The following is a 16,754-nucleotide window of genomic DNA, read 5'->3' as shown; positions in this document are numbered from 1 at the left end:
GAGGCCTCTCATGAAATCGTACCGCAAGGAGCTCTGTTTCAATCTGCCGTATCGCCGCGGCTTTCTCAACATCACCCACGAGGTGGAGACCGCGCTGAAGGAGTCGGGCATCCGCGAAGGGCTGGTGCTCTGCAACGCCATGCACATCACCGCGTCGGTGTTCATCAACGACGACGAATCGGGGCTGCACGCCGACTTCGAGCGGTGGCTGGAGCGTCTCGCGCCGGAGAAACCCTACGACCAGTACGCTCACAACGGCTATGAGGACAATGCCGACGCGCATATGAAGCGGCAGATCATGGGGCGCGAAGTGGTGGTCGCCGTCACAAACGGCAAACTGGATTTCGGCCCCTGGGAACAGATCTTCTACGGGGAATTCGACGGCAAACGCTCCAAGCGGGTGCTGATCAAGATCATCGGCGAGTGACGCAGTCCCGGGGTCACTCCCGCTTCAACTCCCGGAGCAGTTCCGCCTCCCCGGCCCAGAAGACCGCGCCCGCGTGGCCGCAGTCGGGGAAGTCCATGATCTCCTTCTCCGCCCCGCCGTAGGCGTTGAACGCCGCGTAGACCGAGGAGGGCACGGCGGCGGGATCGGAAAATCCGACCGTGAAATAGGCCTTGGCGCGCGAGCGGCGGGCGAGAGAGACGCCGTCGAAAAGGGCGGCGCACCGGTTTGCCTCCGGCGAGACCGGGTGAAAGCTCACCGCGCCCGGCCACGATGCCGCGCGCCCGACCAGCACGCCGAGCTGATCGCATCCGGCGGGTGCGTTGAAGAGCCCGACGGTGACCGCGGGATCGAAGGCGGTCGCCGCCAGCGACTGGAGTCCGCCCTGACTGCCGCCGTGGACGGCGAGATTCTTCCCGTCCCACTCCGGCAGGCTCCTGAGGAACTCGAGTGCGCGCAACACCCGCAGAAACATGTCGCGGAACGGCGACGCCTCTCCTTCCAGCACCGGGCGGCGGGCGTAATCGGCCAGCTCGCCTTTTTCGAGCTCCTGATAGTATTCCGGCGGCTGATTGTTTTCGATGCCATGGGCGTTGACGTTCAGCGCGATCAGGCCGTGAGCGGCCCAGGTGAGCGGCTGAAAGGCACTGCGCACCCCGGCGCCGTGGAAGAAGGCGTAGCCCGGGCAGCTCCGCGGCGCGGCGTTGCGCGGCATCGCGAGGATGGCCGAGACCGGTTTCGCTCCGGCGCAGGCGATCCGCAGGTCGAAACAGCGGACCCGGTCGGCGTACTCCGGCAGAACCGGCGCGATCTCCTCCATTTTCAGCACCTTCATCGGCACGGAACGGAGCAAAGCGAGCTGCCGCTGCCAGAACTCGTCGAAACCGGGCACATCGGGCAGACCGGCGATTTCGAACGGAGCGACGGCGCCGCCGCAGGCGGCGGAGAGTTCGCCGTACCTCGCCTCGAGCCGGACAAATCCCGGCCGCTCCAGATCGGTCGTCACCTCCACCGGATAGGAGCGGGTCGGCAGCGGAAACTCCACCGGCTCGTGGAATTCACGCTCCATTTTGCATTTGAGACCGATTCCGGAGACCGGTTTCCCGTGCCGCAGAAGCGAGACGCCGAAGGTGACCGGCTCCCCCGGGGCGACCACCGGCGAAGAGAGCGGGACTATGGAGAGGCGCTCTTCCGGCTCCGGAACGGGGGCAAGTTTCCACTCCGGGCAGAGGGCGTCGTACAGCGGCTGAGAATCGACTCTTATCATTGCAACTCCTTCCTGCGTGAATCGGCTCGAACGACGGAGCCGGGCCGCAGATTTTTTAAAAAATTCTCCGGATGATCTTGATTTGTCCAGTCCGGAGATATAATGTATCCCGAATGGGGAAAATTCAACCGGAGAATGCGATAAAACGATGAAATCCGGCAGAAAAAAACTCTGGATTTTCGCCGCAGTGCTGTTCCTGCTGGTTTTGGCGACACTCGGCGCGGTCGTCTGGTATTGCACCGCCGAAGCCGCCGCAGAAGCGAAACTCCCGCCTGAGGAGCGAATCAAACGGAATTTCGAAAACGCCTTCGATCCAACCCAGTCGACGCTGGGGCGGCTCGACCAGCTCCGCCGCAGTTTCCGAAACGCGCAACAGGTGCCCGCCGAGCGGCGCAATGCGGTGATCATCGACGCGATCGCCGGCTCGATCGACCGGTTGCTGCAGGATTTCGCCGCGCTGCCGCCGGAGGAGAAGCCGGAGCGCGCCCGGCTGCTGCGCGAGGATGCCGAAAAGACGCTCGCCTACTTCCGCCGCCTGCCGCGGGAACAGCAGCAAAAGGCGCTGGCACTGCTGATGAGCAGCGAGGGGGGGCGCGCCTCCTTCGACCGCGCGGTCAACACCGCGACTAACCGGCTCTCGCCGCAGGATCGGGAACAGCTTGGCCCCACCTTTAAAATCTGGAAGAAAATGCTGGAGAAACTATGAAAAGATACTCGTTCACCCTGGTGGAACTCCTGATCACGATCGGAATCATCGCCCTTCTCGCGGGGTTGCTCATCCCGGCGGCCGGGCGGGCGCGGGAGACGGCGCGCCGGGCCGGCTGTCTGAGCAATCTCAAGCAGATCGGCGCCGGGCTGGAACTGTACGGACAGGCGAACCGCTTCTGCCTGCCGACCTGCTGCGGGTCGCAGGATCCGGCGGCCGGACCGACGATCCGCGAGGTGCTGCTGCCGAATTTATCCGGCAGCGAAGATCTGTTCCGCTGCCCCTCCGACGCGGAGTATGCGGAGCGCCGCGGCGGCAGCTACGACTGGAACACGCTCGCCAACGGGCAGAAGATGGATGAGAAGACGCTTCGGATTCTCGACTTTTCGATGCCGGTGATGGGCGACTACGACAACTTCCACGGCAGTACCGGAGAACGCGACGCCAAAAACTGGCTCTACCTGCCGGCGGAAATTCAGAAGCGTCTGAAAAAGTAACGGAATGCTCCGTCACTTTCCCGCCATTTCTCCGTTATTCAACCGAAAATGGCGGATTCTCCGGAAACGGTGGTATTATTTCTGCTCCAGCATCTTGAGTGAAACGTCGTCGAAATATGCTTTCGCCGCGGCGGGACTCTTCCGATTTTCCCCGTAACCGGCGACCAGCAGGACCCGAATTTCCGCCGTATCGGGAACAAACAGCAGCTCCATTTTCCGCCAGGAGCCGTTCCCCCGCTGACCGGGAGCAGCAAACATGCCGATGTACTGTTTGTCCCGAAGCCGTTCTATCCGGAGCTGAACCACGTCATCAGCGTCGAAATTCTCCGTCTTCACCCAAGCGGACAGCAGGCAGGGGGAGCCAGGCGTCACTGCCACGGCCCCGGAATACCAGCGGCAGTCGTTCCCATCCGGGGAGTTCAGCACGACCGACGCCTTCCCGCGGTGGACCTCTTCCCCCGGCTTCCCGGCGTTGATATACTGCCTCGAAGCGAATGAATTCCAGAAATCCGGACGGGCAGCCCCCTCTTCAAATCCATTGTTGACCAGAAGCTCCCGGCCGTTTTCACGAATGTCGCGCATCAGATTTTCCGGATTAAGCGCCTGTACTTTCCGCGCAGTACTCTGCAGCTGGTTCAGCGTCTCCCGGAATGCGGCGGAATCCCGGCCGAAATAGATGATGTCACAGCTGGCGTTCGATTTCAGCTCGATGAATCCCTCCCGGGAACTCCTCTGCATCTCCCGGCGAAGATCGTAAAAGTGAAATACCAGATATTCGGTCTCCGGTTCGGCGGAGACGCGGACCGTCCGGCTTTCCGGCAGAATTTTACGCTGAAAATACTGTTCTTTCTCCATTGCGGTCAGCGACGGGGTATCCCACAGGACGAGAGCACGGCCGCCGGGAACGTCGTAAAGATGCACCCCCGCCTTCGGATCCGCTTCGCATTCTGGCCTCTCCCCGGCCACCCGCATGGTGAAGTCCACCAGCGCCCGGCTGAATTCCGGAGCACGGTCCAGCGGCATTTCCGCATGAATGTAAAAGATCTCGCCCCTCCCCGCCGGAATGCGGGAAACCAGCGGCAGTCCGTTCTCCGCCCGGAGCAGCACTTCGCCCGGATTCTTCAGCAGATAGACGCTGCGGTCACATCGGAAGGTGCGATTCCGGTCGGCGAACGAGAGCGCCGGGCACATCTTCCGCTCTGCAAGCTCCAGCCCCAGGATGGAGTTCTTCGCCACCAGAGGATTTTCCAGATTGCAATCATAACTCTTTTCGGGATGCCACAGAATCTCCCGGACGTTCTTTTTCAGATTCACTCCGCCGTTGAACTGCGAGAACGGAACGGAGGAGTGGAGGATCAGCCTGCGTCCGGGAACGGCGTCCAGCCATTTCCTGGCGGCGGCGAAGTGCATCGACGACGACTCCGCCGGATTGAACACCAGAATGTCGGCCGCATCGCAGAATCCGTCGAACAATCCCTCCTTGCCGGCGGAGTCGAATGAATAATGCAGCTGATCCAGAAAGAGGGAGAGATTGCCGGCCTGTTTCATTCCATTGGAAAATCCACTCTGATACTCCAGAATGTTGCGGCTCGCGATCACCGCAGTCTGCCGGGGAGACGGGAGTTCCGGCCGTTCCCGGAAACTCTGCAGAAACGCATACGCGCCCGCAGCCCAGTGGCCATAGCGCCCCTGATGGTAAGGGGTGGAGGGCAGACGGCCGTCCCAGGGGGCCTCCATATACTGGTTGTTGTAATCCGACGGCTTAGCGGCGGAGGAGAGATCGTAGAAGAAAGCATAAGCCGCTTCCGGGGAATACTTGGTCTTTCCATGTCCGCCGTTATTGATCTCGCCGATGATGTAGATATCCTTGCCCATCTTTTTCAGATGACCGCTGAAAAAGCGCATGTTGTGATACCAGGCGAAGGTTCCGGCGGGAGAACCGAAGAACTCATATCCGAGTTTGTCCACCCCCTGCAGATTGGCGGAGAGATAGTGATCGTTTCCGTTGGCGATGTCCTCCGGGTTGGTCCCCGCCACCATGCGGATCCCCTTCGAGTTGGCATAGAGGCCGGTCTTCTGCAGAAATTTCAGGTACTCGTAATGGTACAGCGCCAGAAAGAGGAAAAGATTCCGTTTTTCGTACACACTGCCGCGGGACGCCTGCTTCTCCGTCACCGGGGAATAGTCCCGAAAGCTCTTCAGCCCGAGCGATTCCGGCGTATACCGGTAATCGGTGAAAAGCCGGAGGTAGTCGAAGAAGCCGATCTTCCGGTACTTCTCTCCGGGGGAACTGCGATAGAGCAATCCGGCATCTTCACCGGTCAGATCGCGGCGGAACGCCTCCCGTGTGGCATCGTCATATCCCCAGCGCCCCCGCCACGGCCAGATGTAATCGATCATCAGGTATTCGGAGATCCCGTTTTTCGCCATTTCATCGATCGTCGCCCGCAGCGGCAGAAACGCCCGCTCGTCGAAAATGCTGATTCCGTGGTAGGGCCACAAGTAGCGGTTCGGTTTTCCCCAGTTCGCCGGATCGTTCATCGAAAATCCGTCATCCCGGGTCAGAAAGAGCCGGTTGCTGGTAAGATAGTCCTGATAACCGGAGGTGACGTGGTTTTCAAAGGTGGTTTTGATTCCGAGGGCGTTGTAAAAGGCGGCGCTTTCGGAGACGCCGGGATGCATGCCCCCGTTGAAATGAACCCCGAGATGTCCCTTGAACTGCTGATGAAGCCGGCGAATCGCCTCTCGGAAAGGCAGAGAGCAGAACAGCGAGGTATTGTCCGCCACAAAAACCCGCGGCACACGATCATCCTGGAACCGAATGGGAATCGGTCTGGCGTATCTCCTGCTCTCGCCGAAAATATTGCGAAACTCTCTGGTGAACAATTTGATGGAACGATCCCCGGCGTGGATTTGGAAATTCCGAATCTCGCCGTCGAACACCGCCCCGTTTTCCCCGGCAACCACGAGGGTCAGCGTGTTGATCTCCTTCAATGCGTCTGAGGGAGAAACGCGGGGAAACCCGGATTGGATTTTTTTGAATTCTCCAGTCGGGACGACAATTCGATGAAACATTCCATCCGCTTCCGGTAGATTCAGCTGTCTGCGGAACACTGCACTGGCGGTATCCTTGAGTTCGATATTCCATGCAGAACCGGAATTCCGATTGATTTTCAGATCGAACGAAATCTTTTCCGGATCTTCCAGGTACTGCTGTTGAAAAATCGAGGCGGAAAGCGGCTTGCCGCTTTTGTTTTCCCATTGCAGAGTAAACCCTTCTGTGGTTTCCGACGTCCGGATCACCCCCGGCAGTCCGGCAGGAGCGTTGCTGCGGAAGTTGCCGAAATAAAGCGGTTCAGCACCGGTTGCCGCAATCAGGGGAACCAGAAGCAGAGCAAAATAGATCTTCTTCATTTTTACACAACAGAGGTTAGATTGATTTTCATAAAACCGATTCAGGGTTTTACTCCGGCAGAACTTTGTTCCCAGATCAGTTCCCCTTCCGGCGCGTTGGGCCAGCCGGAATAGCCGCGGAAAGTGCCGTTGCTGGGATACCAGCGGGCATGACCGTCGACAAATAATATATTGACCCCGTTATTGTGGCGGGCTTCCGGCGGACGATCCGGCCAGTAACTGCCCAGAGCTGCATCATATTTGTTGGATGAGTTCACCCAGCTTTCCGTATTCAGCGCAGTAATAGAGGGTTTTTTTATCTTCTTTCGGGATATCAGCCGGCCGGTACTGTTGGGCAGATTGACCTGGACCAGATTCAGGCTGCCGGATGTTTTACGCCTGGCAAGTCCGCTGGGACACTGAAGCTTAAACACACTGATTTCATCATTTTCCTTACTTCCCGGCAGGAAGTACGGCATCATGAGTCGGAACCAAGGCACATATGATGTTCCCCGGTTGTAGATTCCGGGAAACAGCTGATCGAAATCATCCGCGTAGAGATTGTACCCCAGTGCATATTGTTTCAATACAGACAGACATTGTGTCGTGCGCGCCCGCTCTCTCGCCTTGTTCAGCGCCGGCAGCAACATGGCAGCCAAAATGGCGATAATGGCAATTACGATAAGGAGTTCGATCAGAGTAAACATTTTCCGTCGCATGGTTCTTCTCCCTGTTACCGGGTAACGGCAGAAAGTGCCGCCACCGAATTTCTTTCCATGATATAAGGACGCAGTTCGGTGTGGAAGTATTTCACTTTCCCGTCCAGAACTGCATCCAGGCCATTCAGCACCGCTTCCGCAAACGACCCTTTCACGCCGATGCCGCTCAACATGGGGGTGACGTAGTCATAATCGTCCGCGTAGTCGCATCCGGCGACACTCACATCGTCCGGGATTTTCAAACCGTTCTCGCCCAAGGCGCGATAGATGCCGGGAATGCACCCCGAGGACATGGCGGCCAGTGCAGTGAAGGTGTCGCGTTTTTCCGTCAGGTAGGAGGATAAAGTTTCGTATGCTTTCCGCACCGCATACTCCCCAAGCTGCACTTTGCAGTCCAGTTCAACAAGTCTGATCCCGGAAAGCGAGGCGAAATTCCGCATACCCTGCTTGCGCAGCACAATGGAGGAGTTGACCGGCTCGGCATTGAACAGCAGGATCCGCCGATGTCCCCGGTCGAACAGGTACTTTGCAAGAAGAAAACCGGCGAACTCATCCATTACATTGACGGAACTGATGGAAATATCCCCCACCCGACAATCCGTCAGCACCAGCGGGAGCGTGATATGCTGCAACCACATCAAATGACGCTTGTCGAGGACAGACGGCTTGTTGATGCAGATGGCATCAAGTCCGATGGCCGGCACCAGCGGCAGATTATTTTCCGCATCATACAGGCGGCTCTGGAACAACCAGTGCTTCGACCGGGCGACCTCCTCCTGCAGATCCAGCCTGTTCTTCTGGAGCATACGGCTCGGCCAGTCCGGAGCGAGGTAGAGCAGATGGCGTTTCCGGGAACTCTCCCGCATCGCGTTGAACATTCCGACATGCGGCTCGCAATGGATCAGCTTCTTTTCCTTCAGCTTCGAAATCGCCCCGTTGACTACCCGCAGATTGCAGCTGTATTTCCTCATGATCTCGCGCACAGAATAGAACTTGCTTCCCGGCGCAAAATTTTCCAGATCCTGCCGCAGAATCTGATAGAGTTCTTCTGGTCGTATCGAGTGCATCACCGTCTTTCTCCCGGATTGTCTGCTTTAATTATACTGAATGTATACAGTGGCGCCAACAACTGTATACATTAAAAATACATATTTTTTCTTGCTCGTCAGAGACGGGGGTGGTTCAGAAGTCAAATTCTAACTGGACCGGGCGGTTCAGCTCCTCGGGGGTGAGAAAGTTGCTCACCGTCACCCCGACCAGCCGGATCGGATGCTGATACATTCCGCCCTTTTCCGCCAGTTCGAGCGCAATTTCTCCGAGGCGGCCGCCGTCCGGCACCGGCTCAGGAAGACTCTGCGAACGGGTCACCGTGTGAAAGTCGCCGAACCGGAGCTTCACCGTGACGGTCCGCCCGAGCAGACCCCGGCCGAGCAGCAGCCGCGCCACCTTGTAGGAGAGGGTGCGCACCATGATCCGCAACTGGCGGCGGTCGGTGCTGTCTGCCGACAGAGTGATCTCCTTGCCCACCGACTTCGGTTCGTCACCGGTTTCCACCGGCCGGTCGTCGACCCCGCGGACAATCCGGTAGTAGAATTCCCCCACCTTGCCGAAGTGCGCCGCCAGCGTCGACCGGTCGAGCTGCCGCAGATCGTGCCCGGTGCGGACGTTCATCGCCAGCAGTCGCGCCGCAGTCGCCCGCCCGATGCCGTGAAACTTCTCCACCGGCATCGCGTCGAGAAACGACTCCGCCTCCTCCGGCCGGATGACCGTCAGTCCGGCCGGTTTGTGCAGGTCGGAGGCGACCTTCGCCAGAAATTTGTTGCAGGAGACCCCGGCGGAAGCGGTCAGGCGCGTCTTCAAAAAGATCTCCCGCTGAATCTCCCGCGCAATCCGGGTGGCGGAGCGTTCGCCGCGCTTGTTCACCGTGACATCCAGATACGCCTCGTCGATCGAAACCGGCTCCACCAGATCGGTGTATTCGTGGAAGATTCCGCGGATGACCGCGGAAATCCGTTTGTACTTCTTGATGTCCGGGTGCAGCAGCACCGCCTCCGGGCAGAGACGGAAGGCGGTCCGGGTCGGCATCGCCGAATGGACCCCGAACGCCCGCGCCTCGTAGGAACAGGTGGAAACCACGCCGCGATGCTCCGGCGAACCGCCGACGATCACCGGACGGCCGCGCAGTTCCGGGCGGTCACGCTGCTCGATCGACGCGAAGAAGGCATCCATGTCGATGTGGATGATCTTCCGCGCCGCTCCGGCACCGCCCTCCGGAGCTCCTGCCGGAGACTCCATTGCGCCGCCTCACTTCACCAGCAGAACGCTCGTATCCGCGAAGAAGAGGTAGATCGTCAGCACCGCCAGCAGCAGCAGAACGCCGGCCAGCCGCACATGTTTCCACGGCGTGAGGTCGACCGCCTTGGCATCGATCTGGCAGTACTCCTCCTTCCGCGGCGAAATCTCTCCGTACACCAGCATGAAGACGATGAGGTAGAGGAAGACCAGACCGAGGAAGTTGTAGTCGTTCATCGCCTTGACGATGCGGTCGAAGGGCGGCACGAAGTAGAAGAAGGCGATGAAAATCACGCCGCCGCCCAGCGCCCAGCGCGCCGCCGCCGCCGGAACCCGCCGCGACACCATGCCGACCAGCACCACCGCCAGCAGCGGAATGAAGTAGATGCCGTTCATCTTCTGGAGGTAGCTGAAGATGCTGTCCACCTGATTGAGCAGCGGCGCGATGGCGACCGAGACGACGGCGATGATGAGGCCGAAGTACTTCCCGGAACGGACCACCTGCAGATCGGTCGCATTCGGGTTGAAATATTCGCGGTAAAGCCCGAGGCTGAAGAGCGTGCAGGTGGAGTTCAGCGCGGAGTTGAAGCTCGACAGGATCGCGCCGACCATCACCGCGGCGAAGAATCCGGTCAGGACCGGCGGCATCACCGTGCGGACCAATGCCCCGTAGGCGAGCGAGGAGTCGATCGAACCGTTGGCGCGGACCACCCCCGGCAGAAGTCCCTGCTTGTAGAGGTAGTAGGCGACCAGCCCGGGAACCACCAGATAGAGCGGTCCGAGCAGTTTCAACAGTCCGGTCAGCAGCACCCCCTTCTGCCCCTCGGCGAGCGAACTCGCGCCGAAGGTGCGCTGGATGATCTGCTGGTTGGTGCACCAGTAGAAGACGTTGATGAAGAGCACCCCGGAGAAAAGCGTGGTGAAGGGCACCGCCTGATGGTTTCCGCCGAGGCTGTTGAACATCGCCGGCTCGTAGGTGCGCACCTTTTCCAGCCCGGCGAACATCCCCTCGCCGGCACCGGCGTACCGGAGCGCGAAGTAGACGATCATGAAGCCGCCGATCAGGAGGCCGATGCCGTTGAGCAGGTCCGCGACCGCCAGCGTGCGCAATCCGCCACAGAGCGCGTAGACCGAACCGACCACGCCGATCAGGATGACGATGAGGTAGAGCATCCCCAGCTCGGAGGTGATGCCGAAGAGCGACTGAACCCCGAAGATGCTCAGCAGCCCCTTGGAACCGGTGTAGAGCACGATCGGCAGCAGAATCAGCATGTAGGCGAGGAGGAAGATCAAATTCGCGATCGAACCGGTGTGTTTGTCGAACCGCAGCTCCAGATACTGCGGCACCGTCGCGATGCCGCTTTTGAGGAAACGGGGCAGGAAGAAGAGCGCCATCGCCACCAGCGCCACCACCGCGACCACCTCCCAGGCCATCACGCTCAGTCCGTAGGAGAAGGCGTCGCCGTTGAGTCCGACCATCTGCTCGGTCGAAAGGTTGGTCAGCAGCAGCGAAGCGGCGATGAAGGGATAGGTGAGCGAGCGGCCAGCGAGGAAGTATCCCTCGTTGGTGCGCCGCTCGTCCCGGCGCGTGATGAGATAGGTCAGCAGTGCGACGGCTCCGGTGAACAGCAGAAAGGTCACCGGCGTAATCCAGACATTGTTCATACCATTTTCTCTTCTATTTGTATTGAGTTGACAAAATCATAATCAGGCCAGCAGATCCGCTTCTCCGTTGGAAACCACGAGGAAACACGGCGGCAGCCCGGCCAGATCGCGCTTGAGCAGCTCGTGAGTCACCAGCTGCCTCCGCACGTCGGTCGTGTTGTAATCGGGGAACTCGATGAAGACCAGCTCCGCGCCGGACGAGTATTTCGGCAGCACGCGGCGGAGGCGGACCTCCTCGTCGAGCCCGACGATCTCCGCCTCGATCCGGGCGGCGTCGAGCACCTGACGGATTCGGCGGACCTTCTCCCGGTTCATCGGCAAAAAGATGCGCAGCACACTCTTGCGCCAGTCGCGGTCGAGCTGCACCAGGTAGGCGAGAATGGTCATCAGCGACCCCCCTTCCGGCGTCTGCCACCAGATGTCGATGGTGCCGCCGTCGTACCGCTGGGGCCGGGCGCTGGAACGCTCGTTGGCCAGCACGATCGCGTTGCGGTGAAAGTCCCCGACGATGGTCTGCAGATGGGTGAAGAAAGGCACGACCCGCTCGGCCCGCCGCGGCCACCCCATCATCACGATGTTCGGCCGGATGGGATCGAGCGAATGGCTCTGCAGAATGATCCGCAGCGCGCTGTCGAATTCCGGCGCGATCACCACGGTCGGGAAGACCGGCCACTGCCGTTCGCGGGCGAGCCGGCGCAACCGCCGGAGCTGGGGAGTGCGCCGCTCCCCGATGTTGTGCGGATCGTCGGAAATGACGATCTGAATCAAGCTGACGATGCCGCGCCGCTGGCTGAAGAGCAGCGCGTACTCCATGAGCATGCTCCGCTCCTCCGGCTCACCGGAGAGGACGGCGATGGTGGGCCGCCAGTTCTTCGGGTGGAGCGGCAGCCGGGCGTACTGATGCAGCAGCGAATAGATCCGCGAATAGACGAAGCCGCGCCGGGCGTCGCCGTACGCCATCGTGAGGTTGCGGTAGCGCAGCCAGATGTAGAGCCCGAGGATCACCAGAAAGGCGACGATCGACAGCTCCAGGTCGATCAGAAACGCCGCCAGCACGCACGCCGCCGTCCCGTAAGCGGCGATTCCCCAGTGAAAAAAGCGGAACCGGGGGCGGAACGACGGATTCGCGCCGAGCGACTCGACGAACGCCGCCAGGTTGATGATCGCGTAGGTGAAGAGGAAGAAGAGCGAAACCAGTTCGCTCATGACCGTGATCGGCGAACTCTCCGTATCGGACGCGTTCCGGCCGATCATGCCGGACCAGATCAGAATCGGCAGCACGATCACCGCCACCAGAATGATGGCGCGGCGGGGTTCGTTGCGCGGCCCGGCCCCCGCGCGGAAGAAGCCGATGCCCGGCAGAACGTTGTCCACGCCGAGGCTCTGGAGCACCCGGGGCGCGCCGAGCATCCAGCCGAGCGCGGTCGAGAGCGTCGCCGCCAGCACGCCGGCCAGCACCATGAATCCGAGCCCGAAGAGCGCGTTCTTCGTGAGCAGCACGTAGGGGTAGGCGATCATATCCTGCCGGTTGAAACAGCCCGCCGCGATGATGATCTGAATGAGGTAGAGGACCACCGCGGTGCCGAGCGCGTAAAAGGTTCCGCGCGGAATCGAACGGTGCGGGTCGCGCAGGTCGCCGGACATGTTCACGCCGGCCATGATGCCGGTGACCGCCGGAAAGAAGATCGCGAAGCAGGGAATCAGCGAATGCACCGTGTCGAGCGGCCCCCAGTTGGCCCGCAGATTCTCCAGCGAGAAGTTCCCGAGCGGCCCGGCGAGGAAGACGATCACCGACACGCCGAGCACCGCCATGATGAAGAACTGCGCCCGGATCGCCCAGTCCGCCCCCTTCCAGACGAAGAAGAAGAGAATCGCGCCGAGAGCGACGTTGACCAGCGGGAAGTAAGGGCGCAGCACCGGCCAGCCGTCGATGATCGCTTCGGTGGCACCGAGGATGTTGAAGGGAATCGCCAGCGACTGCGACACGAAGAGCGTCAGCCCGATCGAGGTGCCGAACGCCGGCCCGAGCACCCGGCTGATGAGGTAGTAGGCGCCGCCGCCGCCCACGTCGGTGTTGGTGGCGATCGCCGAAATCGAAAATCCGGTGGCGAGGGTGATGCTGCTGCCGACCAGCAGGATCAGCAATGTCTGAAACAATCCGGCGTTGCCGAGCACGAAATTCGTGCGCATGAACATGACCAGCCCGAGGATGGTCAGCAAGGCGGGAGTGTACACCCCCGCGAATGTGCCGAAATTGTAGCCGCCCGGCGTCTCCTCCGGAGCGGAAAAGTTTTCGTTCTGCATCTGTGAATCACCGCCGCTGGTCGTGGAAATCCCGGCCGGAAGGCCGGGCCGCTCCCGGAAATCCGCCGTCAATTCAATGTAGCGCCGGACTGCTTTTTTTCAACTGCAACGTTATTTTTTTTTAGGGTTTCTTGCATTTTCCCTGAATGCACCGATATTATACAGCAGAGGATCAATTTCACTACCGGGAGGTTCCCCATGAGTTTCTACAAGAAAGTGGATAAGCTGTTCCGGAAGCACGAAAAGCTTATCGCCCGCAAAAATATCATGAAATCCGGCAACGGCGTCTACAACCGCTTCAAGTATCCGGTCGTCACCGCCGAACACACCCCGATCTTCTGGCGCTACGATCTCGACCGTTCGACCAACCCGATGCTGCTCGAGCGGATCGGCGTCAACGCGACGATGAACTCCGGCGCGATCAAGTTCGGCAACCGCTACTGCCTGGTGGTCCGGGTGGAGGGCGCCGACCGCAAATCCTTCTTCGCGCTGGCGGAGAGCCCGAACGGCGTGGACAACTTCCGGTTCCGCGACTACCCGATCACCATGCCGGAAACCGACAACCCCGACACCAACGTCTACGACATGCGCCTGACCCACCATGAAGATGGCTGGATCTACGGCATCTTCTGCTCGGAGCGGCCCGATCCGGATGCCGCGCCCGGCGACCTCTCCAGCGCCGTCGCCGCCGCCGGCATCGCCCGGACCCGCGACCTGGTCAACTGGGAGCGGCTGCCCGACCTTAAGTCGAAGAGCCAGCAGCGCAACGTGGTGCTCCATCCGGAGTTCGTCAACGGCAAGTACGCCTTCTACACCCGCCCGCAGGACGGCTTCATCGACGCCGGTTCCGGCGGCGGCATCGGCTGGGCGCTGATCGACGACATCACCCATGCGGAGGTCAAGGAGGAGAAGATCATCGACTTCCGGCGCTATCACACGATCAAGGAGGTCAAGAACGGCGAAGGACCGGCGCCGATCCGGACCGAATTCGGCTGGCTCCACCTCGCCCACGGCGTGCGCAACTGCGCGGCCGGAATGCGCTACGTGCTCTATTTGTACATGACCTCGCTGGAGGATCCCTCGAAGGTGATCGCTTCGCCCGGCGGCTACTTCCTCGCGCCGAAGGGGAAGGAGCGGGTCGGCGACGTCTCCAACGTGCTCTTCTCGAACGGCTGGATCGCCGATGATGACGGGACCGTCTTCATCTACTACGCCTCGAGCGACACCCGCATGCACGTCGCGGTCTCGAGCATCGCACAGCTGGTGGACTACTGCTTCAACACGCCGCCGGACGAAGGCCGCTCGGCGCTCTCGGTGGAGACGCTCGACAACCTGATCGACCGCAACCTCCGCCTGCTTAAAAAATATTGAACCGGGGCAGAATCATGGAGCGCTTCTACGAGAAGTACATCATCCGCGAGGGGACGAAAGTCGATCTGTCGAAGTTCGACCCCGACGACACGCTGGAGTTCAAGGACAAAGCGGCCGGGCTGGCGCTGCTCGAAAAGAACAACCACCGGATCGCCCGCCTCCAGACCGACCTCTATTCCGAGGGCAAGCAGTCGCTGCTCATCGTGCTGCAGGCGCTGGACGCCGGCGGCAAGGACGGCACGATCAACAACGTCTTTTCGGCGATGAATCCGCAGGGATGCCGGGTGCAGTCCTTCAAGACGCCGACCGCGCTGGAGCAGGCGCACGACTTCCTCTGGCGCGCTCATCCGGTGGTGCCGCGCCGCGGGGAGGTGGTCATCTTCAACCGCTCCTACTACGAGGCGGTGCTGGTGGAGCGGGTGCACAAATTCGCCTCCGCCGAAGAGCTGGACTACCGCTACAAGGCGATCAACAACTTCGAGGATCTGCTCGCACACAACCGCACCCGGATCGTCAAGTTCTATCTGCACATCGACAAGGATGAACAGCTCCGGCGCTTCGTCCGGCGGCTGAAACGGCCGGAGAAGCACTGGAAGATCTCCAGCAACGACTACCACGAGCGGCAGTTCTGGGATGACTACATCGAGGCGTTCGAGGTGGCGCTGAGCCGCTGTTCGACCAAACAGGCCCCCTGGTTCGTCGTGCCCGGCAACACCAAATGGTTCCGCAACCTGGTGGTTTCGCAGATCCTGCTCGAAACGCTCGAATCGATGAAGATCGAGCTCCCGGCACCGTCGGTGGACCTGCAGGAGACCCGGCGGCTGGCCGCCATCGAACTGGCCCGCCAGCGGCAGGAGAAAAACTCCATCCGGCGGAAATTCAAAAACTCCGGCAAATGATTTCCGGATGGAACGCAGGAGAATGACGCGGCTCTCTCCCCAATCCGGAGATTCCGCGGGAGAATGCGCATGAATCGAGCGACGCTCTGCCGATTTCTGCGGGAGAACCGGATTCTCCTGCTGCTTCTTGCCGCCGGGCTGGCGGCACGGCTCTGCCTCGCCCTGCCCGGTCTGCTGACGAATCCGACCGAACGCTTCTCCCGCCCGGACAGCTCCGGCTACCTCGGTCCGGCGCTGGCGCTGGCCGAATCGGGCCGCTTTCTCGACGCGCCCGGCGGAGAGCCCTCCGCGGTCCGCGCCCCCGGCTTCCCGGTTCTGGCGGCCCTCTGCTACCGGCTCTTCGGCCTCGGGAACAACGGCGCGCTGGCCGTGGTGCTCATTCTCATCAGCACGGCGGCGGCGATTCCAATCTGGCTGGCCGGGTGCGAACTCGGCAGCAGACGCACCGGGGAGATCGCCGCCGGTCTGGTGCTCTTCAACCTCACGATGATGGCGCAGGCGCCGATGCTGCTCTCCGACACTCTGCTGGCGTTCACCGCGGCAGTGCAGTTCTACTGCTTCATCCGCTTTCTGCGGCGCGGCCGGGTGGCTGATTTCCTCTGGTGCATCCTCTTCGCCGCGCTCGGCGCGCTGATCCGGCCGATCAATTCGGTGTGGATTCTCCCGGCGCTGGTGCTGCTCTTCACCGCCCCGGCGCCCGGATGGCGGCAGAAGCTGTGGACCGGCGCGGCGGCGGCACTGCTCTTCGCCGCGGTTCTGACGCCGTGGATGTGGCGCAACGCCCGGTTCGGCGCCGGATTCTGCATCGACACCAACACCGGGGCGATGCTCCATCAGAACGGGGCGATGCTGCTGGCGAAGGTCAACGGCACCTCCTACGAATTCGAAAAGGCGAAGATCCTCGCCGAACTGGAGCAGCGCTTCGCCGACCACGAAAGATTTCCGGACGAGGCGAGCCGGGTGGACTACCGGCTGAAACAGTTCAAAGCGCTGATTTTCGCCCACCCCCTCGCCTGGCTGCCGCAGCACTTCCGGCCGCACATCCTGCTGCCCGACGCCCCGGGATTCTTCGAACTGCTCGGCGCGACCCGGTCGGACCGCGGCACGATGAACGTGCTCCAGAAGCAGGGACTCTTCGCCGCCGTCAACCACTATTTCGACGGCCGTCTCTGGCTGCCTTTGCTGCTGCTGCCCCT

At 61.0% G+C, this 16,754-nt stretch carries 13 protein-coding genes; 6 read left to right on the top strand and 7 right to left on the bottom strand.

Annotated features, from left to right (window positions below):
• The first annotated feature begins 10 nt into the window (after nucleotides 1-10).
• The gene (locus tag ACMLHG_RS01965) at nucleotides 11-427 is read left to right on the top strand and encodes a secondary thiamine-phosphate synthase enzyme YjbQ (protein WP_417169376.1); all 417 of its coding nucleotides are present in this window, start codon (nucleotides 11-13) and stop codon (nucleotides 425-427) included.
• 13 nt (nucleotides 428-440) lie between these two features.
• Here the strand turns inward: ACMLHG_RS01965 and ACMLHG_RS01960 are convergent, their stop codons facing one another.
• Entirely contained in the window at nucleotides 441-1,712 is a 1,272-nt protein-coding gene (locus tag ACMLHG_RS01960; RefSeq protein ID WP_417169375.1) for an acetylxylan esterase, read from the bottom strand.
• Nucleotides 1,713-1,860: 148 nt separating this feature from the next.
• On the opposite strand from ACMLHG_RS01960, the gene ACMLHG_RS01955 reads away from it, so the two are divergent.
• Together ACMLHG_RS01955 and ACMLHG_RS01950 are read left to right on the top strand one after the other, a co-directional pair.
• A complete protein-coding gene (locus ACMLHG_RS01955; RefSeq protein WP_417169374.1) occupies nucleotides 1,861-2,418 on the top strand; it encodes a hypothetical protein in 558 nt (185 codons plus the stop codon).
• Nucleotides 2,415-2,915: a type II secretion system protein gene (locus tag ACMLHG_RS01950; protein WP_417169373.1), complete on the top strand. Its 501-nt coding sequence runs from the start codon at nucleotides 2,415-2,417 to the stop codon at nucleotides 2,913-2,915. The genes ACMLHG_RS01955 and ACMLHG_RS01950 overlap by 4 nt, the downstream gene beginning before the upstream one ends.
• A 75-nt stretch (nucleotides 2,916-2,990) precedes the next feature.
• Here ACMLHG_RS01950 and ACMLHG_RS01945 read toward each other — a convergent pair whose 3' ends face one another.
• The 6 genes from ACMLHG_RS01945 to ACMLHG_RS01920 form a co-directional block, all read right to left on the bottom strand.
• A complete protein-coding gene (locus tag ACMLHG_RS01945) occupies nucleotides 2,991-6,329 on the bottom strand; it encodes a hypothetical protein (RefSeq protein WP_417169372.1) in 3,339 nt (1,112 codons plus the stop codon).
• A 41-nt stretch (nucleotides 6,330-6,370) separates the two neighbouring features.
• Nucleotides 6,371-7,027, bottom strand: a complete 657-nt coding sequence (locus tag ACMLHG_RS01940) for an H-X9-DG-CTERM domain-containing protein (protein WP_417169371.1) — start codon at nucleotides 7,025-7,027, stop codon at nucleotides 6,371-6,373.
• Between the two features lie 14 nt (nucleotides 7,028-7,041).
• Nucleotides 7,042-8,094 (bottom strand): substrate-binding domain-containing protein, encoded by a 1,053-nt coding sequence (locus ACMLHG_RS01935; RefSeq protein WP_295808874.1) that lies wholly within the window; start codon nucleotides 8,092-8,094, stop codon nucleotides 7,042-7,044.
• 115 nt (nucleotides 8,095-8,209) lie between these two features.
• Nucleotides 8,210-9,322 (bottom strand): DNA polymerase IV, encoded by a 1,113-nt coding sequence (gene dinB / locus ACMLHG_RS01930; RefSeq protein ID WP_295808817.1) that lies wholly within the window; start codon nucleotides 9,320-9,322, stop codon nucleotides 8,210-8,212.
• Nucleotides 9,323-9,331: 9 nt separating this feature from the next.
• Entirely contained in the window at nucleotides 9,332-10,984 is a 1,653-nt protein-coding gene (locus ACMLHG_RS01925) for a solute:sodium symporter family transporter (protein ID WP_294432660.1), read from the bottom strand.
• A gap of 42 nt (nucleotides 10,985-11,026) precedes the next feature.
• Nucleotides 11,027-13,288 (bottom strand): hypothetical protein, encoded by a 2,262-nt coding sequence (locus ACMLHG_RS01920; protein WP_417169370.1) that lies wholly within the window; start codon nucleotides 13,286-13,288, stop codon nucleotides 11,027-11,029.
• Nucleotides 13,289-13,486: 198 nt separating this feature from the next.
• Between ACMLHG_RS01920 and ACMLHG_RS01915 the strand changes: the two genes are divergently transcribed.
• The 3 genes from ACMLHG_RS01915 to ACMLHG_RS01905 all read left to right on the top strand — a co-directional run.
• Complete coding sequence (locus ACMLHG_RS01915; RefSeq protein ID WP_294432664.1) at nucleotides 13,487-14,659, top strand: glycosidase; 1,173 nt, start codon at nucleotides 13,487-13,489, stop codon at nucleotides 14,657-14,659.
• A 14-nt stretch (nucleotides 14,660-14,673) separates the two neighbouring features.
• A complete protein-coding gene (locus tag ACMLHG_RS01910) occupies nucleotides 14,674-15,558 on the top strand; it encodes a PPK2 family polyphosphate kinase (protein ID WP_417169369.1) in 885 nt (294 codons plus the stop codon).
• 69 nt (nucleotides 15,559-15,627) lie between these two features.
• A partial coding sequence (locus ACMLHG_RS01905) for an ArnT family glycosyltransferase (RefSeq protein ID WP_417169368.1) occupies nucleotides 15,628-16,754 on the top strand: 1,127 nt, incomplete at its 3' end.

The sequence above is a fragment of the Victivallis sp. genome, assembly GCF_048170485.1.
Taxonomy (GTDB): Bacteria; Verrucomicrobiota; Lentisphaeria; order Victivallales; family Victivallaceae; genus Victivallis.
The sequence above is the reverse complement of the archived record's forward strand: the minus strand, read 5'-3'. Positions and strand labels throughout refer to the sequence as shown.

Bases quoted from the DNA above. Each gene is read 5' to 3' on its own strand.
- ACMLHG_RS01920 (WP_417169370.1), bottom strand. From the start codon at position 13,288: ATGCAGAACGAAAACTTTTCCGCTCCGGAGGAGACGCCGGGCGGCTAC.
- ACMLHG_RS01935 (WP_295808874.1), bottom strand. From the start codon at position 8,094: ATGCACTCGATACGACCAGAAGAACTCTATCAGATTCTGCGGCAGGAT.
- ACMLHG_RS01965 (WP_417169376.1), top strand. From the start codon at position 11: ATGAAATCGTACCGCAAGGAGCTCTGTTTCAATCTGCCGTATCGCCGC.
- ACMLHG_RS01955 (WP_417169374.1), top strand. From the start codon at position 1,861: ATGAAATCCGGCAGAAAAAAACTCTGGATTTTCGCCGCAGTGCTGTTC.
- ACMLHG_RS01945 (WP_417169372.1), bottom strand. From the start codon at position 6,329: ATGAAGAAGATCTATTTTGCTCTGCTTCTGGTTCCCCTGATTGCGGCA.
- ACMLHG_RS01960 (WP_417169375.1), bottom strand. From the start codon at position 1,712: ATGATAAGAGTCGATTCTCAGCCGCTGTACGACGCCCTCTGCCCGGAG.
- ACMLHG_RS01915 (WP_294432664.1), top strand. From the start codon at position 13,487: ATGAGTTTCTACAAGAAAGTGGATAAGCTGTTCCGGAAGCACGAAAAG.
- ACMLHG_RS01910 (WP_417169369.1), top strand. From the start codon at position 14,674: ATGGAGCGCTTCTACGAGAAGTACATCATCCGCGAGGGGACGAAAGTC.
- dinB (WP_295808817.1), bottom strand. From the start codon at position 9,322: ATGGAGTCTCCGGCAGGAGCTCCGGAGGGCGGTGCCGGAGCGGCGCGG.
- ACMLHG_RS01940 (WP_417169371.1), bottom strand. From the start codon at position 7,027: ATGCGACGGAAAATGTTTACTCTGATCGAACTCCTTATCGTAATTGCC.
- ACMLHG_RS01950 (WP_417169373.1), top strand. From the start codon at position 2,415: ATGAAAAGATACTCGTTCACCCTGGTGGAACTCCTGATCACGATCGGA.
- ACMLHG_RS01925 (WP_294432660.1), bottom strand. From the start codon at position 10,984: ATGAACAATGTCTGGATTACGCCGGTGACCTTTCTGCTGTTCACCGGA.